Annotated in this window: 18 protein-coding genes; 13 read left to right on the top strand and 5 right to left on the bottom strand. The window is 63.4% G+C overall.

Annotated elements, in window-relative coordinates; all coding sequences use genetic code 11:
* Nucleotides 1-111: 111 nt before the first annotated feature.
* The 6 genes from ACIPUD_RS16585 (at nucleotide 112) to ACIPUD_RS16610 (ending at nucleotide 6,968) form a co-directional block, all read left to right on the top strand.
* Nucleotides 112-939, top strand: coding sequence for a metal-dependent phosphohydrolase (locus ACIPUD_RS16585; RefSeq protein ID WP_026233269.1), 828 nt, complete (start codon nucleotides 112-114; stop codon nucleotides 937-939).
* Between the two features lie 12 nt (nucleotides 940-951).
* Entirely contained in the window at nucleotides 952-1,842 is an 891-nt protein-coding gene (locus ACIPUD_RS16590; RefSeq protein ID WP_446481165.1) for an alpha/beta fold hydrolase, read from the top strand.
* Between the two features lie 136 nt (nucleotides 1,843-1,978).
* Entirely contained in the window at nucleotides 1,979-2,605 is a 627-nt protein-coding gene (folE, locus tag ACIPUD_RS16595) for a GTP cyclohydrolase I FolE (protein WP_018456940.1), read from the top strand.
* Between the two features lie 27 nt (nucleotides 2,606-2,632).
* Nucleotides 2,633-4,156 (top strand): FAD-dependent oxidoreductase, encoded by a 1,524-nt coding sequence (locus ACIPUD_RS16600; protein WP_446481166.1) that lies wholly within the window; start codon nucleotides 2,633-2,635, stop codon nucleotides 4,154-4,156.
* Between the two features lie 179 nt (nucleotides 4,157-4,335).
* Complete coding sequence (locus tag ACIPUD_RS16605) at nucleotides 4,336-5,544, top strand: ABC transporter substrate-binding protein (protein WP_018456938.1); 1,209 nt, start codon at nucleotides 4,336-4,338, stop codon at nucleotides 5,542-5,544.
* A 194-nt stretch (nucleotides 5,545-5,738) separates the two neighbouring features.
* The gene (locus tag ACIPUD_RS16610) at nucleotides 5,739-6,968 is read left to right on the top strand and encodes an acyl-CoA dehydrogenase family protein (protein WP_018456937.1); all 1,230 of its coding nucleotides are present in this window, start codon (nucleotides 5,739-5,741) and stop codon (nucleotides 6,966-6,968) included.
* A gap of 87 nt (nucleotides 6,969-7,055) precedes the next feature.
* Here ACIPUD_RS16610 and ACIPUD_RS16615 read toward each other — a convergent pair whose 3' ends face one another.
* Complete coding sequence (locus ACIPUD_RS16615; RefSeq protein WP_247363440.1) at nucleotides 7,056-8,393, bottom strand: epoxide hydrolase family protein; 1,338 nt, start codon at nucleotides 8,391-8,393, stop codon at nucleotides 7,056-7,058.
* Between the two features lie 634 nt (nucleotides 8,394-9,027).
* Between ACIPUD_RS16615 and ACIPUD_RS16620 the strand changes: the two genes are divergently transcribed.
* Together ACIPUD_RS16620 and ACIPUD_RS16625 are read left to right on the top strand one after the other, a co-directional pair.
* Nucleotides 9,028-9,519 (top strand): septal ring lytic transglycosylase RlpA family protein, encoded by a 492-nt coding sequence (locus ACIPUD_RS16620; protein ID WP_085352210.1) that lies wholly within the window; start codon nucleotides 9,028-9,030, stop codon nucleotides 9,517-9,519.
* A gap of 362 nt (nucleotides 9,520-9,881) precedes the next feature.
* The gene (locus ACIPUD_RS16625; protein WP_446481167.1) at nucleotides 9,882-10,640 is read left to right on the top strand and encodes a cupin domain-containing protein; all 759 of its coding nucleotides are present in this window, start codon (nucleotides 9,882-9,884) and stop codon (nucleotides 10,638-10,640) included.
* A gap of 57 nt (nucleotides 10,641-10,697) precedes the next feature.
* On the opposite strand, the gene ACIPUD_RS16630 is transcribed toward ACIPUD_RS16625, so the two are convergent.
* From ACIPUD_RS16630 to ACIPUD_RS16640, 3 genes are all read right to left on the bottom strand, one after another.
* A complete protein-coding gene (locus ACIPUD_RS16630; RefSeq protein ID WP_446481168.1) occupies nucleotides 10,698-12,668 on the bottom strand; it encodes an AI-2E family transporter in 1,971 nt (656 codons plus the stop codon).
* A 103-nt stretch (nucleotides 12,669-12,771) separates the two neighbouring features.
* A complete protein-coding gene (locus ACIPUD_RS16635) occupies nucleotides 12,772-13,086 on the bottom strand; it encodes a hypothetical protein (protein WP_018456931.1) in 315 nt (104 codons plus the stop codon).
* A gap of 418 nt (nucleotides 13,087-13,504) precedes the next feature.
* Nucleotides 13,505-15,244, bottom strand: coding sequence for a methyl-accepting chemotaxis protein (locus ACIPUD_RS16640; protein WP_231188717.1), 1,740 nt, complete (start codon nucleotides 15,242-15,244; stop codon nucleotides 13,505-13,507).
* Between the two features lie 201 nt (nucleotides 15,245-15,445).
* Between ACIPUD_RS16640 and ACIPUD_RS16645 the strand changes: the two genes are divergently transcribed.
* The 4 genes from ACIPUD_RS16645 to ACIPUD_RS16660 all read left to right on the top strand — a co-directional run bounded on the left by ACIPUD_RS16645 (nucleotide 15,446) and on the right by ACIPUD_RS16660 (nucleotide 21,930).
* Nucleotides 15,446-16,828: an ethanolamine ammonia-lyase subunit EutB gene (locus ACIPUD_RS16645; protein WP_446481169.1), complete on the top strand. Its 1,383-nt coding sequence runs from the start codon at nucleotides 15,446-15,448 to the stop codon at nucleotides 16,826-16,828.
* A gap of 151 nt (nucleotides 16,829-16,979) precedes the next feature.
* Nucleotides 16,980-18,566 (top strand): B12-binding domain-containing radical SAM protein, encoded by a 1,587-nt coding sequence (locus ACIPUD_RS16650; RefSeq protein WP_446481170.1) that lies wholly within the window; start codon nucleotides 16,980-16,982, stop codon nucleotides 18,564-18,566.
* 6 nt (nucleotides 18,567-18,572) lie between these two features.
* Nucleotides 18,573-19,358: an ethanolamine ammonia-lyase subunit EutC gene (eutC, locus tag ACIPUD_RS16655; protein WP_018456927.1), complete on the top strand. Its 786-nt coding sequence runs from the start codon at nucleotides 18,573-18,575 to the stop codon at nucleotides 19,356-19,358.
* A gap of 205 nt (nucleotides 19,359-19,563) precedes the next feature.
* The gene (locus ACIPUD_RS16660; protein ID WP_018456926.1) at nucleotides 19,564-21,930 is read left to right on the top strand and encodes an efflux RND transporter permease subunit; all 2,367 of its coding nucleotides are present in this window, start codon (nucleotides 19,564-19,566) and stop codon (nucleotides 21,928-21,930) included.
* 120 nt (nucleotides 21,931-22,050) lie between these two features.
* Here the strand turns inward: ACIPUD_RS16660 and ACIPUD_RS16665 are convergent, their stop codons facing one another.
* Nucleotides 22,051-22,548, bottom strand: coding sequence for a hypothetical protein (locus ACIPUD_RS16665; RefSeq protein ID WP_018456925.1), 498 nt, complete (start codon nucleotides 22,546-22,548; stop codon nucleotides 22,051-22,053).
* 459 nt (nucleotides 22,549-23,007) lie between these two features.
* Between ACIPUD_RS16665 and ACIPUD_RS16670 the strand changes: the two genes are divergently transcribed.
* A complete protein-coding gene (locus tag ACIPUD_RS16670; protein ID WP_007593627.1) occupies nucleotides 23,008-23,241 on the top strand; it encodes a hypothetical protein in 234 nt (77 codons plus the stop codon).
* The last annotated feature ends 48 nt before the right edge of the window (nucleotides 23,242-23,289 follow it).

The raw sequence follows: 23,289 nt of genomic DNA on the forward strand, positions 1-23,289 counted from the left end.
CCCCGGGTTTGGCCAGTCGGCCAAGATGGGCTATGCTGGCGCCTGCGTCGAGGACGAGAATGAGATGTCGGGAATTGGCGTGGAAAACCACCGACAGACGGGGCTGCATCCATGATGACGTTACCGAAACTGGCGGCGGACTCCCTTGAAAAATTGCTGGGCTCGTTCATGCGTCGTCGGTTCGACGAGCCCTCTGCGCGCATCGTCGAGAGCGCAACCCGCACGGCGATGGAATGCATCGGCAATAGCGACGCGCTTTATCACAATATCGAGCATACGATGCTGGTGACGCTGGCGGGTCACTCCATCCTCAGCGGCCGATATCTTCACGCCCATCTGTCGGCGGAAGACTATGTCCATGTCCTGATCGCCTGCCTGGCCCATGACATCGGCTATGTGCGCGGCCTGTTCGAGGAGGATGACACCGATGGCTTCGTCATCGATGCAGCCGGCACCAAAGTGTCACTGCCGCGCGGCGCCTCGGATGCAAGCCTGATGATGTATCATGTCGACCGTTCCAAGCTTTATGTCTCGCGGCGGCTGCGACACATTCCGGGGCTCGATCCGGAGCGCATCGCCCGCGCCATCGAGGGCACCCGGTTTCCGGCCCGGGAAGGCCAGGACTATGACGACGAGGCCTCGATCCTGCGCGCGGCCGACTTCATCGGCCAGCTCGGCGACCCCAATTATCTGCGCAAGGCCAATGCGCTCTACTACGAGTTCGAGGAAGTCGGCATCAACCGCCAGCTCGGCTACGATTCGCCGGCCGACATCGTGAACCGCTATCCGCAGTTCTATTGGAATAGCGTCGCGCCGCACATCCAGACCGAGATCGGTTACCTCAACAAGACCGAGATCGGTCGGCAGTGGATCGCCAACCTCTACAGCAACGTGTTCCGCGCCGAACGTGACATCACGTTATCCGGGCCGCAAAAATAGCTCCGCTTTCTAATGCAACAAAAAACGGTCACCACCGATATCCTCGACATCGCCTATCGCGAATACGGCGCGCCGGACGGCTGGCCCTGCATCATGGGTCATGGCTTTCCCTACGACGTGAACGCCTATGCCGAGACTGCGCCGATCATGGCGCAAGCAGGCGCGCGGGTGCTGATGCCCTGGCTGCGCGGCTACGGGCCGACGCGATTCCGCTCCGCTGCGACGTTGCGCTCCGGCGAGCAGGCGGCGCTGGGCGCCGATCTGCTGGCCTTCATGGATGCGCTTGGAATTGCGCGCGCGGTCGTCGGCGGTTACGACTGGGGCGGGCGCGCAGCCTGCGTGGTCTCGGTGCTGCATCCGGAGCGCGTGATCGCGCTCGTCTCGGGCAATTCCTACAACATCCAGAACATCGCGCGCTCGATGGAGCCGGCTTCGCCACCGGAGGAGGCGGCACTCTGGTATCAATATCTCTTCCACAACGAACGCGGCCGCCGTGCGCTGGAGCGCAACCGGCGCGGTTTTGCGCGCCAGCTCTGGTCGATGTGGTCGCCGAGATGGGCCTTCGACGACGCGACGTTCGAGACCAGCGCCATCTCGTTCGACAATCCCGATTTCGTCGATGTCGTGATCCACTCCTATCGACATCGTTACGCGCTGGTCGCGGGCGATCCCGCCTATGCCGCGATCGAGGCGAAGCTCGCCGCCCAGCCCCCGGTTCGGGTACCGACCATCGCGATCGACGGTGACAGCGACGGCGTCAATTCCGGCACCGCTCACCACGCAGGCAAATTCGTGGGCTTTTTCGAGCGGCGCGTCTTTACAGGGGCCGGCCACAATTTACCGCAGGAGCGGCCGGCCGAATGGGCCCAGGCCGTGCTCGATGTACGGAAAGCGGCCTCATAGCGCCGGATTTCTCGTCCCGCTGTCTTGCCGCTCTCATAGCTTCCAATTTTTCCTGATTCCGGGAACCTTTTCCAATCGCAGCCGTCCAAGCTGTGGGGCCGCGTTCTGTATGCGGTTCGTTGCAGGGGAGTTTTCGATGAAGACGCAAACGCGCAGGCTGGAACGTGTCGCGGTCGCGCAGGCGCCGAGCGAGCGGCCTGAGAGGGCGGAGGTCGAGCAGGCGATCCGGACCATGATCCGCTGGGCCGGCGACGATCCCGCGCGCGACGGTCTGCGCGATACGCCGGACCGGGTCGCGCGCGCCTTCGAGGAGTATTTCTCCGGCTATGCGCAGGATCCGACCGAAATCCTGCAAAAGACCTTTGAGGAGATCGAAGGCTATGACGAGATGATCGTCCTGCGCGGCGTTCGCTTCGAAAGCCATTGCGAGCACCACATGGCACCGATCGTCGGCCGCGCCTGGGTCGCTTATATCCCGCAAGGGCGCGTCGTCGGCATCTCCAAGCTCGCGCGTCTCGTCGACATCTACGCCAAGCGGCTTCAGATCCAGGAGAAGATGACCGCGCAGATCGCCAACACGATCAACGACGTGCTGAGGCCCGAAGGCGTCGGGGTCATCATCAAGGCGACGCATCACTGCATGACCACGCGTGGCGCACATAAGCCCGGGACAGATCTCGTCACCAGCCGCATGCTCGGCGTGTTCCGCGACAATGCGTTGACACGCCAGGAACTGCTGGGGCTGGCCAATTCGGACGATTGATCCGCGACGGCTCAAGGAGGCAACGCCATGACCGAAGACAAGAAGCCAAGCGGGCGCGACCTGAGCCGAGGCGTGACGCTCGCCGCGTTCAAGGACGGCAAATTGCTCGGCCATGTCGGCGAGGAAGACGTCCTGCTGGTGCAGGCCGGCAGCGAGATCTTCGCGATCGAGCCGACCTGCAGCCACTATCACGGTCCGCTCGCGGAAGGACTGGTAGTGGGCGACACCATCCGCTGCCCCTGGCATCATGCCTGCTTCTCCTTGCGGTCAGGCGAGGCGACCCGTCCGCCGGCGCTGAATGCGCTGGCGTTGTGGGAGGTCTCGCGCGATCAGGACAAGATCGTCGTCCAGCGCAAGCGCGAGATGCCGAAGCCTCCGGCGTGTCACCGGACGGCGCCAACGCCGGAAAAATTCGTCATCATCGGTGGCGGCGCGGCGGGTTTCGCGGCGGCGGAGACGCTCCGTCGCGAGGGCTTTGCCGGCGCCATCACCATGCTCAGCAATGACAGCGCGATGCCGGTCGACCGGCCCAATCTTTCCAAGGATTACCTCGCGGGCAACGCGCCGGAGGATTGGCTGCCGCTGCGAGGCGAGGACTATTATCAGGACGCCGGCATCGATCTCAGGCTCAACACGAATGTTGCCGCGATCGAGGCGAAGACGCGCAGCGTGACGCTGGGCAACGGCGACAGGCTGCCGTTCGACCGGCTGCTACTCGCGACCGGCGCCGAGCCGGTCCGATTGCAGATTCCGGGTGCCGACCAGCCCCATGTCTACACCCTGCGCTCGGTCGCCGACAGCCGCGCCATCATCAAGGCGGCGGGCAGCGCCAAGCGGGCGCTGGTGATTGGCGCCAGCTTCATCGGCCTCGAAGTCGCGGCCTCCTTGCGGGCACGCAAGATCGAGGTGCACGTGGTCGCGCCGGACGAACGGCCGATGCAGAAGGTGCTCGGTCCCGAGATGGGCGACTTCGTGCGCGCGCTGCATGAGGAGAACGGCGTCAACTTCCATCTCGAGGACACCGTGGAAAAGCTGGACGGCACGCGCGCCACGTTGAAGAGCGGCGGCGTGATCGAGGCCGACCTGGTCGTGGTCGGCATCGGCGTCAAGCCGCGCCTTGCGCTTGCCGAGCAGGCGGGGCTTGCGGCCGATCGGGGCGTCAGCGTGAGCGAATATCTGGAGACCAGCGTATCCGGCATTTTCGCGGCCGGCGACATCGCGCGCTGGCCCGATCCGCATTCGCGGCAAACCATCCGCGTCGAGCATTGGGTGGTGGCGGAGCGGCAGGGCCAGACCGCGGCGCGCAACATGCTCGGCAAGCGCGAGCGCTTCGAGGCCGTGCCGTTCTTCTGGTCGCAGCACTATGACGTGCCGATCAACTATGTCGGCCACGCCGAGAGCTTCGACGACATCGCGATCGACGGTAGCATTTCCGGCAAGGACTGCCTGCTGAAGTATAGCAAGGGCGACCGCGTTCTTGCGGTTGCTTCAATTTATAGGGATCTCGACAATCTCAAGGCCGAGCTGGAGATGGAGCGGACACGCGGCTGAGGCGCGCATCCGGTCTCGATTTGCGTCAATGGTGCTGCCCGCGAGGGCGGCTGTGCACCGGCTGATCAGCAACTCGACGCAAGACCGCCTTGCGGAACTCCGCTGATCTGACGTGCTGGCAAGAAGCAGCACGCCGCGCGCCTTCCGAGTCGCGCGGCGATCATCACCGGGGAGAAACCATGAAAGCCGCTTTGGTCCTGGCTGCAGCCTTGGCTGCCTGCCTGTCCACGCCTGTCTCCGCGCAGAAATCCTACGGTCCCGGCATCAGCGACACCGAGATCAAGATCGGCAACACCATGCCCTATAGCGGCCCCGCTTCGCCCCTCGGTATCACCGGCAGGGTGATCTCGGCCTATTTCGACGAGGTCAATGAGAAGGGCGGGATCAACGGCCGCAAGCTCAATCTCCTGTCGCTCGACGACGCCTTCTCGCCGCCGAAGACCATGGAAGCGGCGCGGCGGCTGGTCGAGGGTGACGGCGTCGCCTTCATCTTCGCGACCATGGGCACGGCGCCAAGCTCGGCGATCGCGAAATATCTCAACAGCAACAAGGTGCCGCAGCTGTTTCTGATCAGCTCGGCCTCGAAGTGGAACGATCCCGCCAACATGCCCTGGTCGATGGCGCTGCCATGGGCACCGAACTACACCAGCGAGGCCGCGATCGACGTCGCCTATGCCCGCGCCAAGAACCCGAATGCGCGCTTCGCGGTGCTCTATCAGAACGACGACGCCGGCAAGGAATATCTGCGCGGCGTCAAGGAAGCGCTTGGTGCCGACGCCGACAAGGCGATCGCGATGGCGTCGAGCTTCGAGGTCGCCGACCCCACCGTCGATTCCCAGGTGCTGACGCTCGCCAACACCAAGGCCGACGTGTTCATGATCTATTCGGTGACGCCGCGCGCCTGCGCCCAGGCGATTCGGAAAGCGCATGAGGTCGGCTGGCAGGCGACGCGCTTCCTCGCCTCGGGCTGTGCCAACAAGGCGACCGTGATGGTCCCGGCCGGCCTCGATGCCGGCAAGGGCGTGCTCTCGCTCGGCTCGCTCAAGCCGTTCGTCGAGGCGCCGAAGGACGATCCGGCGATGACGGCGTATATCGATTTCATGAAGAAGCGCCTGCCCAATGCCGACGTCAACAACGTCGCGGGTCTCTACGGCTACACCGTCGCCGAGGCATTGGTGGTCTTGCTGAAGCAGTGCAAGGACAATCTGACGCGCGAGAACATCATGGCGCAGGCGGCCAATTTGAAGAACGTGCCGCTATCGCTACTGATGCCCGGCATCACCCTCAACACCACGCCGCAGGATTTCCGCCCGATCAAGGACGGCTATATGCTCCAGTTCAATGGCAACGACTGGATCGTCGCCAGCGAGCTGCTGCGCGGCACGTGAGGGGCACGCGAGCGGCAGCATAGACAGTGCACCCTCTCCCCTTGCGGGAGAGGGTGGATCGCCGCGAAGCGGCGAGCCGGGTGAGGGGTATCTCTCCGCGAGTCGTCTCTACATTTGAACTCGCGGATACAACCCCTCATCCGGCGCTTCGCGCCACCTTCTGCCACAAGGGGAGAAGGGAACAGGAGGACCCCATGGATTTTCAACACTCCGAACGTTCGCTGGAGCTGCAGGAGCGGGTCCGCCGGTTCATGCGGACGCATGTCGAGCCGGTCGAGGAGCTCTACTACGAGCAGGTGAAGCCGGAAGCGACACGCTACAGGACGCCGCAGATCCTTCAGGACCTGAAGCGGCTGGCGCGCGAGCAGGGGCTTTGGAACCTGTTCCTCTCCGGCGAGCACGGCCAGGATCCCAACAACACTGGCTTGACCAATCTCGAATACGCGCCGGTGAAGGAGATCATGGGCCGCATCCTCTGGGCGCCGGAGGTGTTCAATTGCTCGGCGCCCGACGTCGGCAACATGGAGGTGCTGGCCAATTACGGTACGCCGGCGCAGCAGGAGCGCTGGCTGAAGCCACTGCTGGAAGGGCGCATCCGCTCCGGCTTCTCGATGACGGAGCCGCAGGTTGCCTCCAGCGATGCCACCAACATCCAGTGCGAGATCAGGCGCGACGGCGGCGACTACGTCATCAACGGCCGCAAATGGTTCACCTCGGGCGCGATGAACGAGGATTGCGAGATCCTGATCGTGATGGGCAAGACCGCGCCCGACGATCCCGATCGCCACCGCCAGCAATCCATGATCCTGGTGCCGAGAGCGACGCCTGGCGTGCGCATCGTCCGCGACATGCTGACCTACGGCTATGACGACGCGCCGGTCGGCCATCCCGAGATCGTCTACGAGAACGTTCGCGTGCCCGCGGAGAACATCCTGCTCGGCGAGGGCCGCGGCTTCGAGATCGCGCAAGGCAGGCTCGGCCCCGGCCGTATCCACCATTGTATGCGGCTGATCGGCTGCGCCCAGCGCGCGCTCGAATTGATGTGTCAGCGCGCGGTCTCCCGCACGGCCTTCGGCAAGCCGCTCGCAGAACAGGGCTCGGTGCGTGAGGACATCGCGCACTCATTCTGCGAGATCGCGCAGGCGCGGCTCTTGACGCTGCAAGCCGCCGACAGGATGGACCGCGAGGGCAACAAGATCGCGCGCGACCTGATTGCGGCCGCCAAGATCGTGGTGCCCAGCATGGCCGCCCGCGTTATCGACCGCGCCATCCAGATCCACGGCGCTGCCGGCGTCTCGCAGGACACGTTCCTGGCGCGTGCTTACGTCTACGCCCGCTTCATCCGCATCGGCGACGGACCGGATCAGGTGCATCTGGCCGCGGTGGGGAAGGAGCTGATCAAGCGTGGCGGGGTGATGGGCTAGCAAACGCCATCACTGACGGCCCCATTTCTTCTTTCCCGCGCAAAGCAAGGCGGCATGAACACCTTGCCGGCGGCGCCTTGACCACCGTCACTGGACCAGATGTGCGGGCCGAAGGGGCCTGAATGCGGCGCGCAGCTCGGCGGAGAAAAGCGCCGGCTGCTCCCAGGCAGCAAAATGACCGCCTTTGTCGACCTCGTGGAAGTAGGTCAGGTTGCGATAGGCGCGCCGGGCCCACGTCTCCGGGGCTTGATAGCTCTCGCCCGGGAAGACCGTGATGGCCACCGGCAGTGAGATCTCCGCAGTCTTCTCCGGACCTGCAAGGGCGGGACTGCGCCCGCTATATTCCCAGTAAAGTCGCGCCGAGGAGGTGGCGCTGTTCGTCAACCAGTACAGCGTGATGTCGTCCAGCACCTCGTCGCGGGATTTTTCGGAGTCGGTGTCGTCGAACTTCCAATGCGAGAAGCCGGGATGTCCGAGCATCCAGGCTGCCAGGCCCGCGGGAGAATCCGTCAAGCCGTAGCCGATCGTTTGCGGCCTCGTTCCCATCATCAGCGCGTAGGACCGGTTGCCCATCTTGCCGGCCGCACTGAATGCATCGAACGCCGCGCGTTCCTTGGCGGAGAGGTCTGCCGGAGCAGGCCCGCCGGCCGCGAGGATCGCGGCGATATCGGGCGGGACGATCGCCGGCAAGTTGATATGGATGCCGAGCAAGCCTGCCGGCGCCAGCCGTGCCATCGCACTCGAGACCGGCGAGCCCCAGTCGCCGCCCTGCGCGACATAGTGGGTGTAGCCCAGGCGCTTCATCAGTTCCGCCCAGATGCGCGCTGTGTGGTCGGGACCCCAACCGGTATCGACCGGCTTGCCGGAGAAGCCATAGCCGGGCATCGAGGGGATCACGACGTCGAACGCGTCCTCGGGCCGGCCCGCATGGGCCGTTGGATCGGTGAGTGGATCGATCAGCTTGAGCTGCTCGAATACCGATCCCGGCCAGCCATGGGTTATGACGACAGGCAGGGCATTGGGATGTTTGGAGCGGACATGAATGAAGTGGATGTCGATGCCGTCGATGTTGGTCATGAACTGCGGAAGTCGATTCATCTTCGCTTCGATCTTTCGCCAGTCGTAGGCCGTCCCCCAATAGTTGAGGAGGGACTGGAGCTTCGCCAGCGGGATACCTTGGGAGTGATCGGAAACAGTCTCGCGATCGGGCCATCGCGTCGCCAACACGCGCCGCCGAAGCTCGACCAAGTCCTCCTCCGGCACGGCAATGTGGAAGGGGCGAATTGTGCTTTCGCCCGCGGCCGCCGCTCCACGCAGCGGAAACACGCTCGTGGAAATCACCGCTGCAATTCCAACCGCTGCCGTGCTCAAAAGCGCGCGCCGGCTTCTGTCGATGGTGTTCTCGGAATTGTATGGCATCGGCATAGGACACCTTCCTGGCTTCAGGCGATCGGAGCCTGCGGAGCAGGGCAGTCCTTCGTCTGGCTCTGCAACATGGCTCGGAAGCTGGTCAATAGCTCGTTAAGGCTTGTTAGATGCTGTGAGCAGTTGCGTGATGCCGGGCAGGGTGAAGGAAGACAAGCTCAGCATTTCTGTCCCATGTCCGCTGACACGGACGGAGTGAACAAGCTGACGGGACTCTGTGCGCCGGCTCGTTGTCCGGGAACGCGTTCAGCAGCGGGCCTCGCTGCGCAAGGACATCGCAAACTCTCTCTCTGCGACATCGCGCAAGCAAGCCTTCTCACGCTAGGTGGCTGCCTCCGCCGCAGCAATGATCGCTTCTGCCAAAACCAACGCCGATAAGGATGAAAACACGGTCAGGCAGGCGAGCGCATCGATTGGCCTGATTGGTGGCGCCGTAGAGTCATGCCGTCGCGCGATTTCACTGTCGCCCTCGTCGTCATGCTGTTGACGCAATGTCTGTCTTAGACGGCGACAAGTAAAACACGTGCTGGAACTGTTGGGGTTCCTACAAACGGTTCCGGAGCCAGGGGTTGGCTCGATCCGCAAAACGATTTGCGGCATCGGAACCGAACAATCGAAAATCACAGGAGATATAATGGGGTTCCGATCGAGCGCCGCAATCTGCGGCGCCGTGATTGCACTTGCCGTTTCCGTTTCTATTGCGCGATGTGAAGCTGGTGGGGTTCATTCAAGCGCTGTCGACAACGCCGCTTCCGGGGAAACGATCGTTGGCGCGGCATCCATGTACAATCCGTTCAAGCCAGGCAAAGAGGAGGGCGGCCCGAAGACGGCTTCCGGCGAGCGCTATGACCCCTCGGTCTGGTCGGCCGCCATCAAGACGAGCTTGCGCAAGAAATTCGGTGGGGTCCAATTTGGCGCGAAGCCGAAATACGCCCTCGTCGAGGCCGTCGGCAAGAAGGTCATCGTCAGGATAAATGACGTGGGACCGCTACGGCCCGGCCGCATCATCGACTTCAATGAGCGGACGATGCGCCATTTCGATCCGAGCCTGGAGCGCGGGGTCATTCCCGATGTCAAAGTTCGGCCGCTTGCTGGTGGCGATTGGACCCCCGGACCAGTTGGCTGAACCGTCGCACCAGGAGGTCGCGCAGCACGGCCCTTCCACAATAGGCGAAACGCTTCGATGGCTCTCCATGCGGTCGGCGAGGCGTTGCCCACCGGCGCGACGGTGGTCGGATGTTTGGGAAAACCGACATATCTCCATGCTCGACCAAAGCCGAATAGCGGAGTGAAATCTGCGCGTCTAGATTGAAAGAATGGAAAGGCAAGTGGGGCGGGCAGCCGTTGCTCCGGCGGTCTCATCAACTTGCTTTTTTCCGACGGTTTTTATCAGCGTTCTACGCCCACGCATGTTCGCCAGTATCGATGTCATTGCGAGGCAGTGCCACTGGAGCGGTGTGCGATTGCACGCAACCGCGGAGAACGCAGATGAGCAGCTTCCCTTCGCCCTTGTGGCAAAAGCACAAGAACAAATCGCTGGATCGTGCGGAGCCTCCTTCGGACAAGGTGGAGCCTTCGTCCGAACAGTTCGAAGGCGGGGGTCGGCGACACCTGCTGCAGGCGCTGTCCGTCTTCGCCGCCGGCAGCGCGTTGGGGGAGATGTCAAACCCCGCCGAAGCAAAAGACTCCAGTGATTTGCCACCTCCAAGACGTGCACTGACCGGCCGCGATGAAGCCGGCAAGTCGGTGTTGAAGTCTTTTGAGGTGACTCCAAAGCTGGTGGAAATCGATGCCAATCCAGGACTGACTTTCTATGAACTGTATATGACTGAGGGAGTGCCAGGACTGACTGGCCTGGAGCCGGATCCGATGTCGGCAGGAACGAAGGCGTTTCCGGGGCCTGCGGGGACCATCTTTCGATTGATCTCGTATCCGCCGAAGCGTCCTGAAGGTTGGAAGCCGCCGCCTGGCGTCACGTTCGAGAGTGGGCTTAGAGAAATGTCGGACAAGATCCCCGGCATGGGAGATCATTTTGAGCGCGGCGCTCCAGGGATGCACACATCGGATACAATAGACTACGGAGTCGTGGTTCGCGGCGAGATGACGCTGGAATTGGACGACGGCCAGAAGGTCCATTTGCGTCAGGGTGATTGCATCGTGCAAAACGGAACGCGCCATCGCTGGCGCAACCCATTGCCCGAACCCTGCCTCATGGCGTTTGTTTCGATCGGCGGGAAGCGCGCCTGACGCGTGGAGACCTGGCGCCTCGTTGGCTGAAATCAGCCATGTCTAGCGTACAAACTGCTAAGCGGCCGTGATCTTCGAAGCCGGGCCTTCGGCTCCAGTGCCAAGGGAGTCCACACCCGTCGCCTCTATGCAGAGTTTAAGCGCCCCGCCCAGAGTTGCAGCAGCCAGATCCGCCTTGGCACCTTCCCGCAGGCTTTCCAGCGCCGCTGGGTCGATGTCCTTCATCCAGCAACCCAGAATGATTGTGGCCTTCGGCAATTTACGGCGAAGGCGTCGCACCGAGTAACGCATGTGGGCGGGGCTGCTTGCATCCATATAGACGAGGCAGACAATGGCGACCCCGGTGGTCTCCAGCCGGAAGATATTCGCCGTCGATAGCGCTTCCGCTGCTTCAACTCGTGCCGACAAGCCATGCGCACCGGTCAGTTGAGCCAGCATGATCGCAGCGGCTTCGTCGATCGGATTTCGCCCGGCCACACAGAGGACGGGATGTTCGCCTTGCCATCCAGTGGGCAAGTCCTCCTTGCGCAGAACCCGCAGACTCTCATAAGGCGCGTCCTCAGCCACGCCCTCTATGGCAGATGTAGCTTCGACATCTGTGGTCGGGCCGACCTTCGGCGGCGGACGCTCATCCTGCTCCGAAATGTTATTGGCAAATTCCTGGACCGCATCCCTGATTTTGGTCAGCCGGTCGGGATCCAGAGCGCCGCGCTCGGCATCCGCTTGAGCCAGTTGCAGTCCTCGCAGGGCGACTTCGTCGTAATAGGAGCTGAGAGATCGCTCCTTCAAGAACTCCTCGGCTTTTGCAGATGCTTCTGTCGGGTCGCCGGCGAGCATCCGCTGATAGAATATCTCAGGCGGAGAGAGTGCTGGTCGGTCTCCAAACATGACGTCCAGGAACTCCAGCCGCTCGACATGGCGGCCCAGTACGACGAGACACACCGTGAGTGGTGTCGCCAGAACGAGGCCGATCGGACCCCAGAGCGCCGTCCAGAACGTCGCAGAAGCCACAACGGCCGCCGGCGACAGTCCCGTGCTGTGTCCATAGACCATCGGCTCCAGCACATGGCCGACGACGGGCTCCACCACCACGAACAGCGCGATCGTCCAAAGCAGCATCGTCCAGGTTGGATCGACCGCGACCGCGAGAGCGAGAGGAAAGGCGGCGGCGATGACCGCCCCGATGTAGGGCACGAAGCGCAGCACTGCTGCCAGAATACCCCACAGGATCGCGCTTGGAACGCCGATCAGCCAGAGACCCATTCCGATGACGATGCCGAAGCTGCCGTTCACGAGAAGCTGGATAAGGAAAAGCCGGCTGAGGCGGCTCGCCGCGTCATCAAGGGCAGCCGTGGTGCGCTGCAGGTCATCCGAACCGGCCAGCCTGATCAGACGATTACGAAGATCCTCGCGTTGAAGCAAAATGAAGATCACGAATATGACGATGATCCCGGTCGTTGCGAGCGGATGAAGCAAGGGTGAAATCAGCGTTTGCAAGCTCTCCAGCGCGCCGGGATCGGGCTGAAGCACTTCCACAGGAACGGGCCTCGGCGCGGCCGCTTTCGGAGCTGCTATGGTCCCCAACGAATTCGCGGCCTCCTTGGGCTTGTCGAGTTCTTTGCTGAGGTCCTTCAACATGCTCGAAGCCCGCTCGAGCGTGCCTCGACCAGCGGTGGTCTCACGGAAGGATTGGATCTTCTCGCTTATTGTGGACTGATATCGCGGCAAATCGCCAGCCAGCTGCGTGAGTTGGGTAGCAAGGAGACTGCCCATCGCAAATATGAATGCGAAGGCGATCACGACCACGCTCACCACAGCCAAACTGCGTGGAATGCGCAGACGCTGAACCAGTCGAACCAGGGGCGCCAGCACGAAGCTGAGCAAGACGGCCAGCGCTATGGGGATGATGATCTCGCGACCATAATACAGCACCATGACAATGATCGCGGCGAGAATGGCCATCGCCACGGCGCTCAATAGCGAAATCAATTCTTCCGGTGTTCGTGCTTTGAATGGCTGCCTGATCACAGCTCCTCGCTAGGCCGGGAAAAGCGGCGAGTTTGTTGACGTCCAGTGAGTTCAAAAAAGCCGCGGATTGCTCCGCGGCTTTTGCATTCACAGGATTCGTATCTCAGTAGCGGTCGGTGCCGATCCCGACGCTCACGCCGGGAGCGCGGAAGCCGATGCCGCTGCGCTCTTCATAGCCGCGCCGCTCGATGTAGCGCTCGCGAGGCGCATATCCGTAGGAATCGCGCCCTTCGCGGATGATGACACGGCGTTCGCCGCGCTCACGCCAGCAACGACCGTCTTCGTTGCAGACCATGCGCACGTTCTGAATGTTGCTGTCCGGAGCGACAGACAGGGTGGGAGACAGCGGGGCTGCAGCAGCGGCGGTCACGAGAAGGGTACTTGCTGCGGCCGCCAGAGCGGCTGTGAAAAATTTCATCGTGTTTCTCCCAAATGTGATGTGTCAGTGAGGCAATAGACTGGGAACCCAATGGTTCCATGGCTGAACAGATATCGTCAGCTGCCGCCATTCTGTTCGCAGGCATTCCCTGCCCGAAAGACAGGTGAACTCGCCATGATTGGCGATCATGACCTGGAAGATGGGATTGCGGAGAGAGGCATCGCGCGGTCTCTGTGAAGATCGGCTTCGAGATCCTGCCGGCCCAGCGCGGAAAGCTCCAACATTGACATCATGCTCCTGTTTTGCCCGACGGAGCAAGTAGATTCGTCAAATCCGCAGAAGACGGGGCGGTAGCCAAGCCATTGAAATCGCTGTCCCCGGCTACTGTGCATGGGGTTGTTTTCGCGTTTTTGATGGAGCGACCCCACCGCCGGCTCTGTTGGCGATGGACGTGCGGCTACCCGGCCTTGGCGATGCGGCCGTCCGCCGCGCCTGCGCGCAGGTTCTGGAAGAACTTCTCCACCTCGCGCGACAGCGTCTCCGCCGTCTCGGTCACGCTGCTCGCAGCCCTCAGCACCGAGGAGGCCGCAGTATCGGTCTCGCCGATGGCGTCGCGGAGCGAGCTGATGTTGGCGACGAGGGTCTCGTTGCCTTGGGCAGCCGATTGCGCGTTGGACGAGATCTCGCGCGTGGCGGCGTCCTGCTGGCCGATGGCGCCGGCGATCGCCGAGGTGACGTCGTTGATCTCGCGCACCGCGCCGCCGATCTCGCGGACGGCGTCGACCGCGTTGCGGGTGGAGGACTGGATCATCGAGACGTTTTCGCTGATGTCGGCGGTCGCTTTCGCGGTCTGCCCCGCGAGCGCCTTCACTTCGTGTGCGACGACGGCAAAGCCGCGGCCAGCATCGCCCGCGCGCGCCGCTTCGATGGTGGCATTGAGCGCGAGCAGATTGGTCTGCTCGGCGATCGCCTGGATCAGGCTGAGCACGCCGTCGATGCGTTGCGTGGCGGCCGCCAGGCTCTCGATCTCGGCAATCGATTTCTCGGTGCGCTGCCCGGTCTGCTCGACCGCGCTGGCGGATTGCCGCACCTGCCGGCCGATCTCCACCACCGACGCAGACAGCTCCTCGGCCGCGCCTGCCACCGCCGTGACGTTGTGCGATGCCTGTTCGGTGGCGTTCGCCGCCGTGCCGGCGCGACTGCTCGCGTCCGCGGTGACGCGGGTGATGGTCTGCGCCGTCTCGCGCATGACGGAGGCGTTGTCGCTGAGGCCGCGCATGATCGCGCCGATCGCCTCGCGAAACGCGTCGACGGATTGCTCGATGTGGCGGGCGCGCTCCTCGCGCGCGGCGGAGTCCTGCGAGACCTGCGAGGCAAGGTTGCGGTTGCGCCCCATCGCGTCCTGGAAGATCTGGATCGCGCGCGCCAGTGCGCCGATCTCGTCGGCGCGGTCAGAGTGGGGCACCACGACGTTCTCGGCGCCGTCAGCGACCTGCTTGATGGTCGCGGTGATGGCGGAGAGCGGGCGTGCGATCGAGCGGGCGATGATGACGATGCCGATCACGACGAGGGCGAGCGCCACGCCGGCGAGGCAGGTCAGGACGAAGGACAGGATGCGATTGGTCTCGGTCTCGTGCGCGATTTGCCTCGCGCGCTCGGAATAGACTTTGGACAGCGCCTCGAGATCCTTGTTCAGCGCCGAGCGCACGGCGCGGTTGGCGTCGTTGTCGCCCCATTCGCGGCCCGCGGCCGCATTGATCTCGACGCCGCGGCGCACCAGCTCCTTGCGAAACTCGACGAACTGCTCGATGCGCTTCTTGAAGGTGGCGAACTGTTCGGCATCGTCAGCCTTGACGATGGTCTCCCAGCGCTTCACGACGTCGAGGATCTGGGCGTTGAACTTGAGCAGGCCCTCGCCGTATTTCTTCACCACGGCCGGTTCGGTCGACATGTAGACGCCGCGTGATTCCATCACGACCGCATAGACCAGCGAGTTGACCCGCTCAACGTTCAGCGCGGCGGCGTTCGCGGTCTCGATCGCGGTGGTCAGCTCGGCACCGCGGCGGCTGTTGTAGTCGGACAGCATCGCGATCGCGGCCGTGAGCAGCGCGAACAGCGCGAAGATCGCGTAGAGCTTGTTGGCAAGCGTGAAGCGGCCGGCGAGGCCGGCGGCATTCCCAGATTGGTCGGTTTTCATGGTTTCAGGGGCCCGAATGGCCGGGAGCGGCCGGAGAGCGCGGTCGTAACAAATCGATGCAAAACTATGCAGAATGAAGATGGACGCGGCGTTAACGCCGGGTTTGGCCTCCTTGGGTCGATATTTCAGCGTCTTGATCCGAAGGTATAGTCTTGGGATTGCCTGGAGTCGGCCTTTGCCCGACGAACCCCGGAGAGACCCTTGGTCTACCGCCACACCATCGACGCCACGACGTACACGTTCCCGGATTTGCGCGACCTGCTCGCCAAGGCGACGCCGCCGCGCTCCGGCGACCGGCTGGCCGGGATCGCCGCCGCCAGTGCCGAACAGATGATCGCGGCGCGGATGGTGCTGGCCGACGTCCCGCTCGGGCAGTTCTTACAGGAAGCCGTCATCCCCTATGAGACCGACGAGGTCACCCGCCTCGTTATCGACAGCCACGACGCCAAGGCGTTCGCGCCGGTGGCTTCGCTGACGGTCGGCGCCTTTCGCGACTGGCTGCTATCGGACGCCGCGACGCCCGAAATCCTACGCAAGCTGGCCGGCGGCATCACCCCGGAGATGGCGGCGGCGGTGTCGAAGCTGATGCGCAACCAGGATTTCATCCTGGCGGCGCGGAAATGCGAGGTCACCACCGCTTTCCGCAACACCATCGGTCTGAAGGGCCGGATGAGCACCCGGCTCCAGCCCAACCATCCCTTCGACGACGCCAGAGGGATCACCGCCTCCATCCTCGACGGCATCCTGCTCGGCGCCGGCGATGCCTGCATCGGCATCAACCCGGCGAGCGACGACCCGGCCGTGATCGGCCAATTGCTGCGGCTGCTCGACGAGGTCATCGCGCGGCTGAAGATCCCGACCCAGGCCTGCGTGCTGACCCATGTCACCACGACGCTGTCGCTGATCGGGCAGGGGGCGCCGGTCGACCTCGTGTTCCAGTCGGTCGCCGGCACCGAGGCCGCCAACCGCAGTTTCGGCGTCGACCTCGCGCTCCTCAAGGAGGCCCAAGAGGCCGGGCTGTCGCAGAAGCGCGGCACGGTCGGGCAGAACGTGATGTATTTCGAGACCGGGCAGGGCTCGGCGCTATCGGCCAATGCCCATCACGGCGTCGACCAGCAGACCTGCGAGGCCCGCGCCTATGCGGTGGCCCGCGCCTTTGCGCCCCTCCTGGTCAACAGCGTGGTTGGCTTCATCGGCCCGGAATATCTCTACGACGGCAAGGAAATCATCCGGGCCGGGCTGGAGGATCACTTTTGCGGCAAGCTGCTCGGCCTGCCGCTTGGGATCGACATCTGCTACACCAACCACGCCGAGGCGGACCAGGACGACATGGACAATCTGCTGACGCTGCTTGCGGCCGCCGGCGTCACCTTCATCATGGGTGTCCCCGGCGCCGATGACGTCATGCTGAACTATCAGTCCACGTCTTTTCACGACGCGCTCTATGTCCGCGACGTCTTCGGATTGCGTCGTGCGCCGGAATTCGACGACTGGCTGGTGCGGTCGGGCATTGCGGGCCCCGATTTCCGTCTTGCCGGCGATGCAGGCCTGCTGCCCGATTTTGCCTCACGGTTGATCGCGTGACGTGGCGGAAGCACCCGGTGGCCCGAGGAAACCATTGGTGCCCAAGGGAATTAAGCTCTGCCACAATATTGAGAAATTCCGGCGGCAGCATTACGCTATGTAGCTGTCTGGCAATTTCCGCAGCTAAGTCGAGCGTGGCGGGGGAGCTTTGATGCGAGCTGAAAGTAACGGGACGTCCCGGCGGATTCTCTGCGTGTTTCCGCGATACACATCGTCGTTCGGGACGTTCGAGCATTCCTACCCACTAACCGATGGCGTCCGCGCCTTCATGCCGCCGCAGGGACTTTTGCTGCTCGCGGCCTATCTGCCCGAGGAATGGCAGGTCAAATTCGTCGACGAGAACCTTCGCCGTGCGACCAGAGAAGAGTTCGAATGGGCCGAGGCGGTCTTCGTCAGCGGCATGCACATCCAGCGCCAGCAGATGAACGATATCTGCCGCCGCGCCCACGAGTTCGATCTGCCGGTCGCGCTCGGCGGCCCCTCCGTCAGCGCCTGCCCGAACTACTATCCATCCTTCGACTATCTCCATGTCGGCGAGCTCGGCGACGCCACCAATCAGCTGCTCGAGATACTGTCGCGCGACATCTCGCGTCCCGAGACCCAGGTGGTTCTGACCACCAAGGACCGCGTGCCGATGACGGAGTTTCCGATCCCGGCCTACGAGCTCGCCGACGTGAAGAAATACTTCCTCGGCAGCATCCAGTATTCCAGCGGCTGTCCGTATCAGTGCGAGTTCTGCGACATCCCCGGCCTCTATGGCCGCAACCCGCGCCTCAAGTCGCCGGAGCAGATCATCGCCGAACTCGACCGCCTGCGGGAATGCGGCATGACCGACACGGTCTATTTCGTCGACGACAATTTCATCGGCAACCGCAAGGCGGCGCTCGACCTCCTGCCGCATCTGATCGAATGGCAGAAGAGGACCGGCTACATGGTGCGGCTCGCCTGCGAGGCGACGCTCAACATCGCCAAGCGGCCGGAAATCCTCGAGAAGATGCGCGAGGCCTATTTCGTCACCATCTTCTGCGGCATCGAGACGCCCGACCCCGATGCGCTGAAGGCGATGCACAAGGACCACAACATGATGGTCCCGATCCTCGAGGGCGTGCAAACCATCAACTCCTACGGCATGGAGGTCGTGTCCGGCATCATCATGGGGCTCGACACCGACAAGCCGAACACTTCGGAGGCGCTGCTCGCCTTTGTCGAGGAGTCCCGAATTCCGCTGCTCACGATCAACCTGCTTCAGGCGTTGCCGAAGACGCCGCTGTGGGACCGTCTGGAGCGCGAGGGGCGCCTGGTCGAGGACGACGGGCGCGATTCCAATGTTGACTTCCTGTTGCCCTACGACGACGTCGTTGCGTCCTGGAAGCACGCCATGGCCGTCGCCTACGAGCCCGAGAAGGTCTACGGGCGCTTCCAGTATCAATGCGACCACGTTTACGTGCACCGCCTCAAGATGCCAACGCCGGACGAGATGAAGACCTGGACCAACATCAGGCGCGGCCTCGTCATGCTGCGAAACATCTTCTGGAAGGTCGGCGTGCTCGGCGACTACAAGCGCGTGTTCTGGAAGTTCGCGCTGGGCCGCATCAAGCGCGGCGATCTCGAAGGCCTGATCGGCTGCACCCTGATCGCGCACCATCTCATCACCTTTGCGCGGGCGGCCTCGACCGGCCAGCAGAACGCCTCGAACTATTCGATCCGGCTACGCGAGGCCTCCGTTCCCGCCGAATGACACAACATGTCTGATCCGGCCATCCCGCGTCGTCCGACCCTCGATCTGCGGTCGCTTACGCCCGCGCGCGTCGCGCTCGGGCGCAGCGGCGCGAGCCTGCCGACGCGGGCATTGCTCGATTTCACACTGGACCACGCCCGCGCCCGCGATGCCGTACACGCCGTGTTCGATGCGCCGCGGCTGGTCGCGGATCTCTGCGCGCTTGGCCTCGTCGTCACCGAGGCGAACAGCCGGGCGGTCGACCGCGGGGACTATCTGCGGCGGCCCGATCTGGGCAGACGGCTCGATGCCGGATCAGCCGAGTCCTTGGCGCGGAGCGCCTCGGAGCCGTGCCAACTCGCACTCGTGATTGGCGACGGCCTGTCGGCGGCGGCGGTCCACGCCCATGCGGCCGCGCTGGTGATGCGCCTGCTGCCGTTGCTCGCGGCCGACGATGGTGTCGCGATCGGCCATGTCGTCGTCGCCTCAGGCGCGCGCGTCGCGCTCGGCGACGAGATCGGCGCCATTCTCGGCGCGCGCATGGTCGCGATGCTGATCGGCGAGCGGCCGGGCCTGTCGGCGCCCGACAGTCTCGGCGCCTATCTAACTTTCGCCCCCAAGCCGGGTCGCACTGATGCCGAGCGCAATTGCGTGTCGAACATCCACAAGGCCGGGTTGAGCTATGACGAGGCTGCCTTCAAGATCGCCTGGCTGGTCCGCGAGGGGCTCGCGCGGGAAGTGACCGGTGTGGCGCTGAAGGACGAGAGCGCAGACCGCGCGCCGCGTCGAATTGGCACGGCTTTGCCCGAATGAAGGGCATTAAGGCAAAATCGCCACATCTTGATCGATTCGGCCACACTCCGCCTGCTTGCGAGAAGGGCGATTGACCTGCTAAACCCTCGCAGCGATTTTCTGCGCATTTTCAAAGGGCAAGCCTCCCATTGGTATGGCATTTTCAAGCCGTTCGCGGGGCGCGACAAGCTCACAGACCCGAGCCGATTTAGGAACTGGACAAGGCATGCTCGAAAAGCACAGCGAGAGTGAGGTTCATGTCGACAAGGTCGAGCAGGGACCTGCGTCCTCGATCGCCTTCGGGCTGGAGCGCATCGGGCTGATCGCAGTCCGGGCGCCCATCGTCTCCTGCGTCGTCCTGCTCGTGCTGATCGTCGGCGCCGTGTTCGGCATCCACCGGATCAAGATCGACGATTCGCTCTCGCAGCTGTTCCGGTCCAACACGCCGGAATTCCGCCAGTACGAAGCGGTGACCAAGAAGTTCCCGGCCGAGGAATTCGACGTCCTCGTCGTAGTCGAGGGCAAGACCCTGCTGGCCCGGAACAACCTCGAGAAGCTGCGCGACTTCGTCACCGACATGCAGCTGGTCGAGGGTACGCGCGGACTGGTCTCGCTGTTCTCCGCGCGTCAGGCGCCCGCTCCGGGCAAGCTTCCCGCCGCACTGTTCCCGCCCGAGCTGCCCGAGGGCGAGGCCTATGACAAGTTCATCGAGGGCGTCAAAGCCAACGAGATCATCCGCGGCAAGCTGTTGTCCGAGGACGGCACGCTGGCGCTGATCGTACTGTCGCTCGATCCGGAGGTGGTCGCCTCCAACAAGCTGACCAAGACCGTCGCCGACATCCGCGCGCTGATAAAGGAAGACCTCAGTGACACCGGGCTCAACGTGCAGCTTTCCGGCGTGCCGGTGATGCAGCTCGAGATCCGCAACGCGGTCGAGCGCGACGGGCTCACCTACAACATCCTCGGCATTCTCGCCGGCTGTGTCATCGCCATCATCTTCTTCCGCAAAATCTCGTTCATGGTGGCGGCGGCGTTCCCGCCGATGATCGCGATCCTGCTGGCGCTCGGCGCGCTCGGCTGGGCCAATTTCAATCTCAACATGTTCCTGAACGTGATGACGCCGCTCATCATGGTCATCAGCTTCTCGGACTCGATGCAGCTCACCTTCGCCGCGCGCGACCGGCTGATCGCGGGCCAGGACAAGTTCACCGCATTCAAGAACGCGGTGCTGGTGGTGGGACCGGCCTGCGTGCTGACGCACGGCACCGCAGGCATTTCCTTCATCGCGCTCCAGTTCTCCGACTCCGATCTGATCCGCAAGTTCGGCGAGGCGGGTCTCGCCGCCACCATCATCGCGCTGGTTGCGGTGTTGTCGCTCGTGCCGGTGTTCGGCGTGCTGCTCGTGCGCAACGAGAAGGTCTTTGCGACCAAGTTCCAGAGCGCGGATGCCGGCGTACAAGCGCTGCGTAATTTCTGCTACTGGATCGCGGTGCGCATGGTGGGCCGTCCCGGCCTGTTCAGCCTGATCGCGGTGGTGTTCGTGGCGGGCCTCGGCGTCATCTACGCAAATCTGGAGCCGCGCTACCGGCTCGCCGACCAGGTGCCGGACAAGCGCCAAGCGGTCGCGGCCAGCGACCGGCTCGACGCCAAGCTCACCGGCGCCAACCCGGTCAACGTTCTGATCCAGTTCCCCAAGGGTGAATCGCTCTATTCGCCGGAGACGCTGCAGACCATCGCGGACGTGCACGCGACGGTGGAGAAGGCCGCCGGTGTCGGCAATGTCTGGTCGGTCGAGACCCTGCGCCGCTGGCTCGCGGACAAGGCCGGCAGCGCCGACGTCGCGACCCTGAAGGAATATGTCAGCGTCATTCCGGAGCATCTGGTGCGCCGGTTCATCGATGCCGAGCAGGACGCGGTCGTGGTCGCAGGTCGCGTGCCGGACAAGGATTCCAGCCAGCTCCTGCCGATCGTCGACAAGCTCGATACCGAGCTCGACGCCGTCCGCAAGAAGCATCCCGGCTATGAAGTGGCGGTCACGGGTCTTGCCGCGATTGCCGCGCGCAATTCGGCCGGCATGATCGAGAAGCTCAACCGCGGGCTCACCGTCGAATTCGCGCTGGTCGCGATTTTCATCGGCCTTGCCTTCCGTTCCTGGGTCGTGATGTTCGCCTGCATCCTGCCGGGCATCTTCCCCGTCGTGATGTCGGGAACAGTGCTGTGGGCGATGGACGAGGGACTGCAATTTGCCAGTGTCGTAGCTCTGACCGTTTCGTTCGGCCTGGGCTTAAGCGCCACCATCCACTTCCTCAACCGCCTCAGGCTCGAGAGCAAGCCGGGCGTCGGCTCGGCGCTCGCAGTGGAGCGCGCGACCGTGCTGGTCGGCCCGGCGTTGATCCTGACCACGTTGGTGCTGGCCTGCGGTCTCGTCGTCACGGTGTTCTCCGATCTGCCGTCGCTACGGCTGTTCGGCTGGCTCAGCGCCTTCTCGATGGTGATGGCGCTCGTCGCCGACCTCTTCATCCTGCGGCCGACGGCGATGTGGTTGATCAATCTGCACGCCAAGCTTCAGGGCACCGACAAGCCGGCGATCTGAGCGGCTGCATCCATCGGACACGGAATCGGCGCGGTCCGGACGATTGCGCCGCGCCTCCGAAAAACAACAAGCCCCGGTTCGCGAGAACCGGGGCTTGTCGCTTCGAAGCGGTAAGAGCTGTCAGCCCTTCGTCATCGTGATGTTGACGCCGCGAATCTCGCCCTTGGATGAGATCTGCACCGTCTGCTTGGTGCCGTTGGTGCGCAGCGACAAATTGGCGGCAAATCCGTTGGCCTCGACGAACACCTCGATCTGGCCGCCACCGGCGGTGCCTTGGAGATTGCCGAAGATGTTGCGGTTGGTCTCGCTCCAATTGCCGGAGATGCGCTCGCCTTGGCTGGTCACATCGCTGGTGAGGTCGAACTTGTAGCTGTCGGAGGCGCAGTGCAACGCCTGCTTGAGACTGAGACCGGTGCCGGCAACCTTGTAGTCCGCCTTGCAGCGGATGCGCTCGGTCGAGCCGTCGGACAGCGACACCGTACCCGTCCCGGTCCATGCGCCCTCGAAACCTGCAAACGGTCCGGACGACTGAGCCTGACTTGTCGAAACCGAGAAGAGCAGCGCAGCGCCGATGCCGGCCGCCTTGATTGCCAGTTCAGTCCGTCCAAAGAATTTCATCTCAAAATATCCCGTTTAGAACGACGTCCGCTTCTCACGAAGAACGTCTCGCCACATCGAAAGTTTAGTGTTCCGAGCCAGTGACAGGTTCAATGCCCGACTGCCAGAGATGGCAGTTCACGACGCCTTGCGCCATGCTTCCACCTCTCGATTTGTCGTATTTCGGCATGTTTCTTGGTCCCGAGGCGGTATCGAGAGATGCAGCTCTGCAACAGGTGCGCAGCAAAACGCGGCGCACCTGAATTATGACGTAGTATCAGTCTCTTACATTTGCCAGAGAAGACGCAGGGAAGCCCTGATTTGGTGGACGTGGCGCCAATTTGGCCGCATTTGCCAGTGCTTGTGCCTTCTCCGAGGCCGCTCCTCCCGCGGCGACTTGCCATCAGAACAATCCGCTCCGGTCGTCGCCCTGTGCTGTCCGGGATTGGTGCGATTCTGCCGTCAGAATGAAGGAATACAATGCGTAAGCTTCTCGTCGCTCTCACCTTGCTGTCGGCCTCCCTCTCGACCGCAGCGTTCGCCCAGCAAGGGCGCGGCACGGACGCCGAGCAGAAGGCCTGCTCGCGCGATGTGCAGAAGCTCTGCCGTCCGGTCATCGACCAGGGTGATTTCACCATCCTGGCCTGCCTCAAGGAGAACCGGGCCAAGATCTCTCAGGCCTGCGACCAGGTCCTGAAGAACCACAACCAGTAAGCTCGGCCACTGGCCCACAAAAGGCGGCCCCGGGGCCGCCTTTTCGGA

Source organism: Bradyrhizobium sp. CAR08 (assembly GCF_052871955.1).

Excerpts from the sequence above, each read along its gene's own strand:
- ACIPUD_RS16585 (WP_026233269.1), top strand. The coding sequence starts at position 112 with ATGATGACGTTACCGAAACTGGCGGCGGACTCCCTTGAAAAATTGCTG.
- ACIPUD_RS16590 (WP_446481165.1), top strand. The coding sequence starts at position 952 with ATGCAACAAAAAACGGTCACCACCGATATCCTCGACATCGCCTATCGC.
- folE (WP_018456940.1), top strand. The coding sequence starts at position 1,979 with ATGAAGACGCAAACGCGCAGGCTGGAACGTGTCGCGGTCGCGCAGGCG.
- ACIPUD_RS16600 (WP_446481166.1), top strand. The coding sequence starts at position 2,633 with ATGACCGAAGACAAGAAGCCAAGCGGGCGCGACCTGAGCCGAGGCGTG.
- ACIPUD_RS16605 (WP_018456938.1), top strand. The coding sequence starts at position 4,336 with ATGAAAGCCGCTTTGGTCCTGGCTGCAGCCTTGGCTGCCTGCCTGTCC.
- ACIPUD_RS16610 (WP_018456937.1), top strand. The coding sequence starts at position 5,739 with ATGGATTTTCAACACTCCGAACGTTCGCTGGAGCTGCAGGAGCGGGTC.
- ACIPUD_RS16615 (WP_247363440.1), bottom strand. The coding sequence starts at position 8,393 with ATGCCGATGCCATACAATTCCGAGAACACCATCGACAGAAGCCGGCGC.
- ACIPUD_RS16620 (WP_085352210.1), top strand. The coding sequence starts at position 9,028 with ATGGGGTTCCGATCGAGCGCCGCAATCTGCGGCGCCGTGATTGCACTT.
- ACIPUD_RS16625 (WP_446481167.1), top strand. The coding sequence starts at position 9,882 with ATGAGCAGCTTCCCTTCGCCCTTGTGGCAAAAGCACAAGAACAAATCG.
- ACIPUD_RS16635 (WP_018456931.1), bottom strand. The coding sequence starts at position 13,086 with ATGAAATTTTTCACAGCCGCTCTGGCGGCCGCAGCAAGTACCCTTCTC.
- ACIPUD_RS16640 (WP_231188717.1), bottom strand. The coding sequence starts at position 15,244 with ATGAAAACCGACCAATCTGGGAATGCCGCCGGCCTCGCCGGCCGCTTC.
- ACIPUD_RS16650 (WP_446481170.1), top strand. The coding sequence starts at position 16,980 with ATGCGAGCTGAAAGTAACGGGACGTCCCGGCGGATTCTCTGCGTGTTT.
- eutC (WP_018456927.1), top strand. The coding sequence starts at position 18,573 with ATGTCTGATCCGGCCATCCCGCGTCGTCCGACCCTCGATCTGCGGTCG.
- ACIPUD_RS16660 (WP_018456926.1), top strand. The coding sequence starts at position 19,564 with ATGCTCGAAAAGCACAGCGAGAGTGAGGTTCATGTCGACAAGGTCGAG.
- ACIPUD_RS16665 (WP_018456925.1), bottom strand. The coding sequence starts at position 22,548 with ATGAAATTCTTTGGACGGACTGAACTGGCAATCAAGGCGGCCGGCATC.
- ACIPUD_RS16670 (WP_007593627.1), top strand. The coding sequence starts at position 23,008 with ATGCGTAAGCTTCTCGTCGCTCTCACCTTGCTGTCGGCCTCCCTCTCG.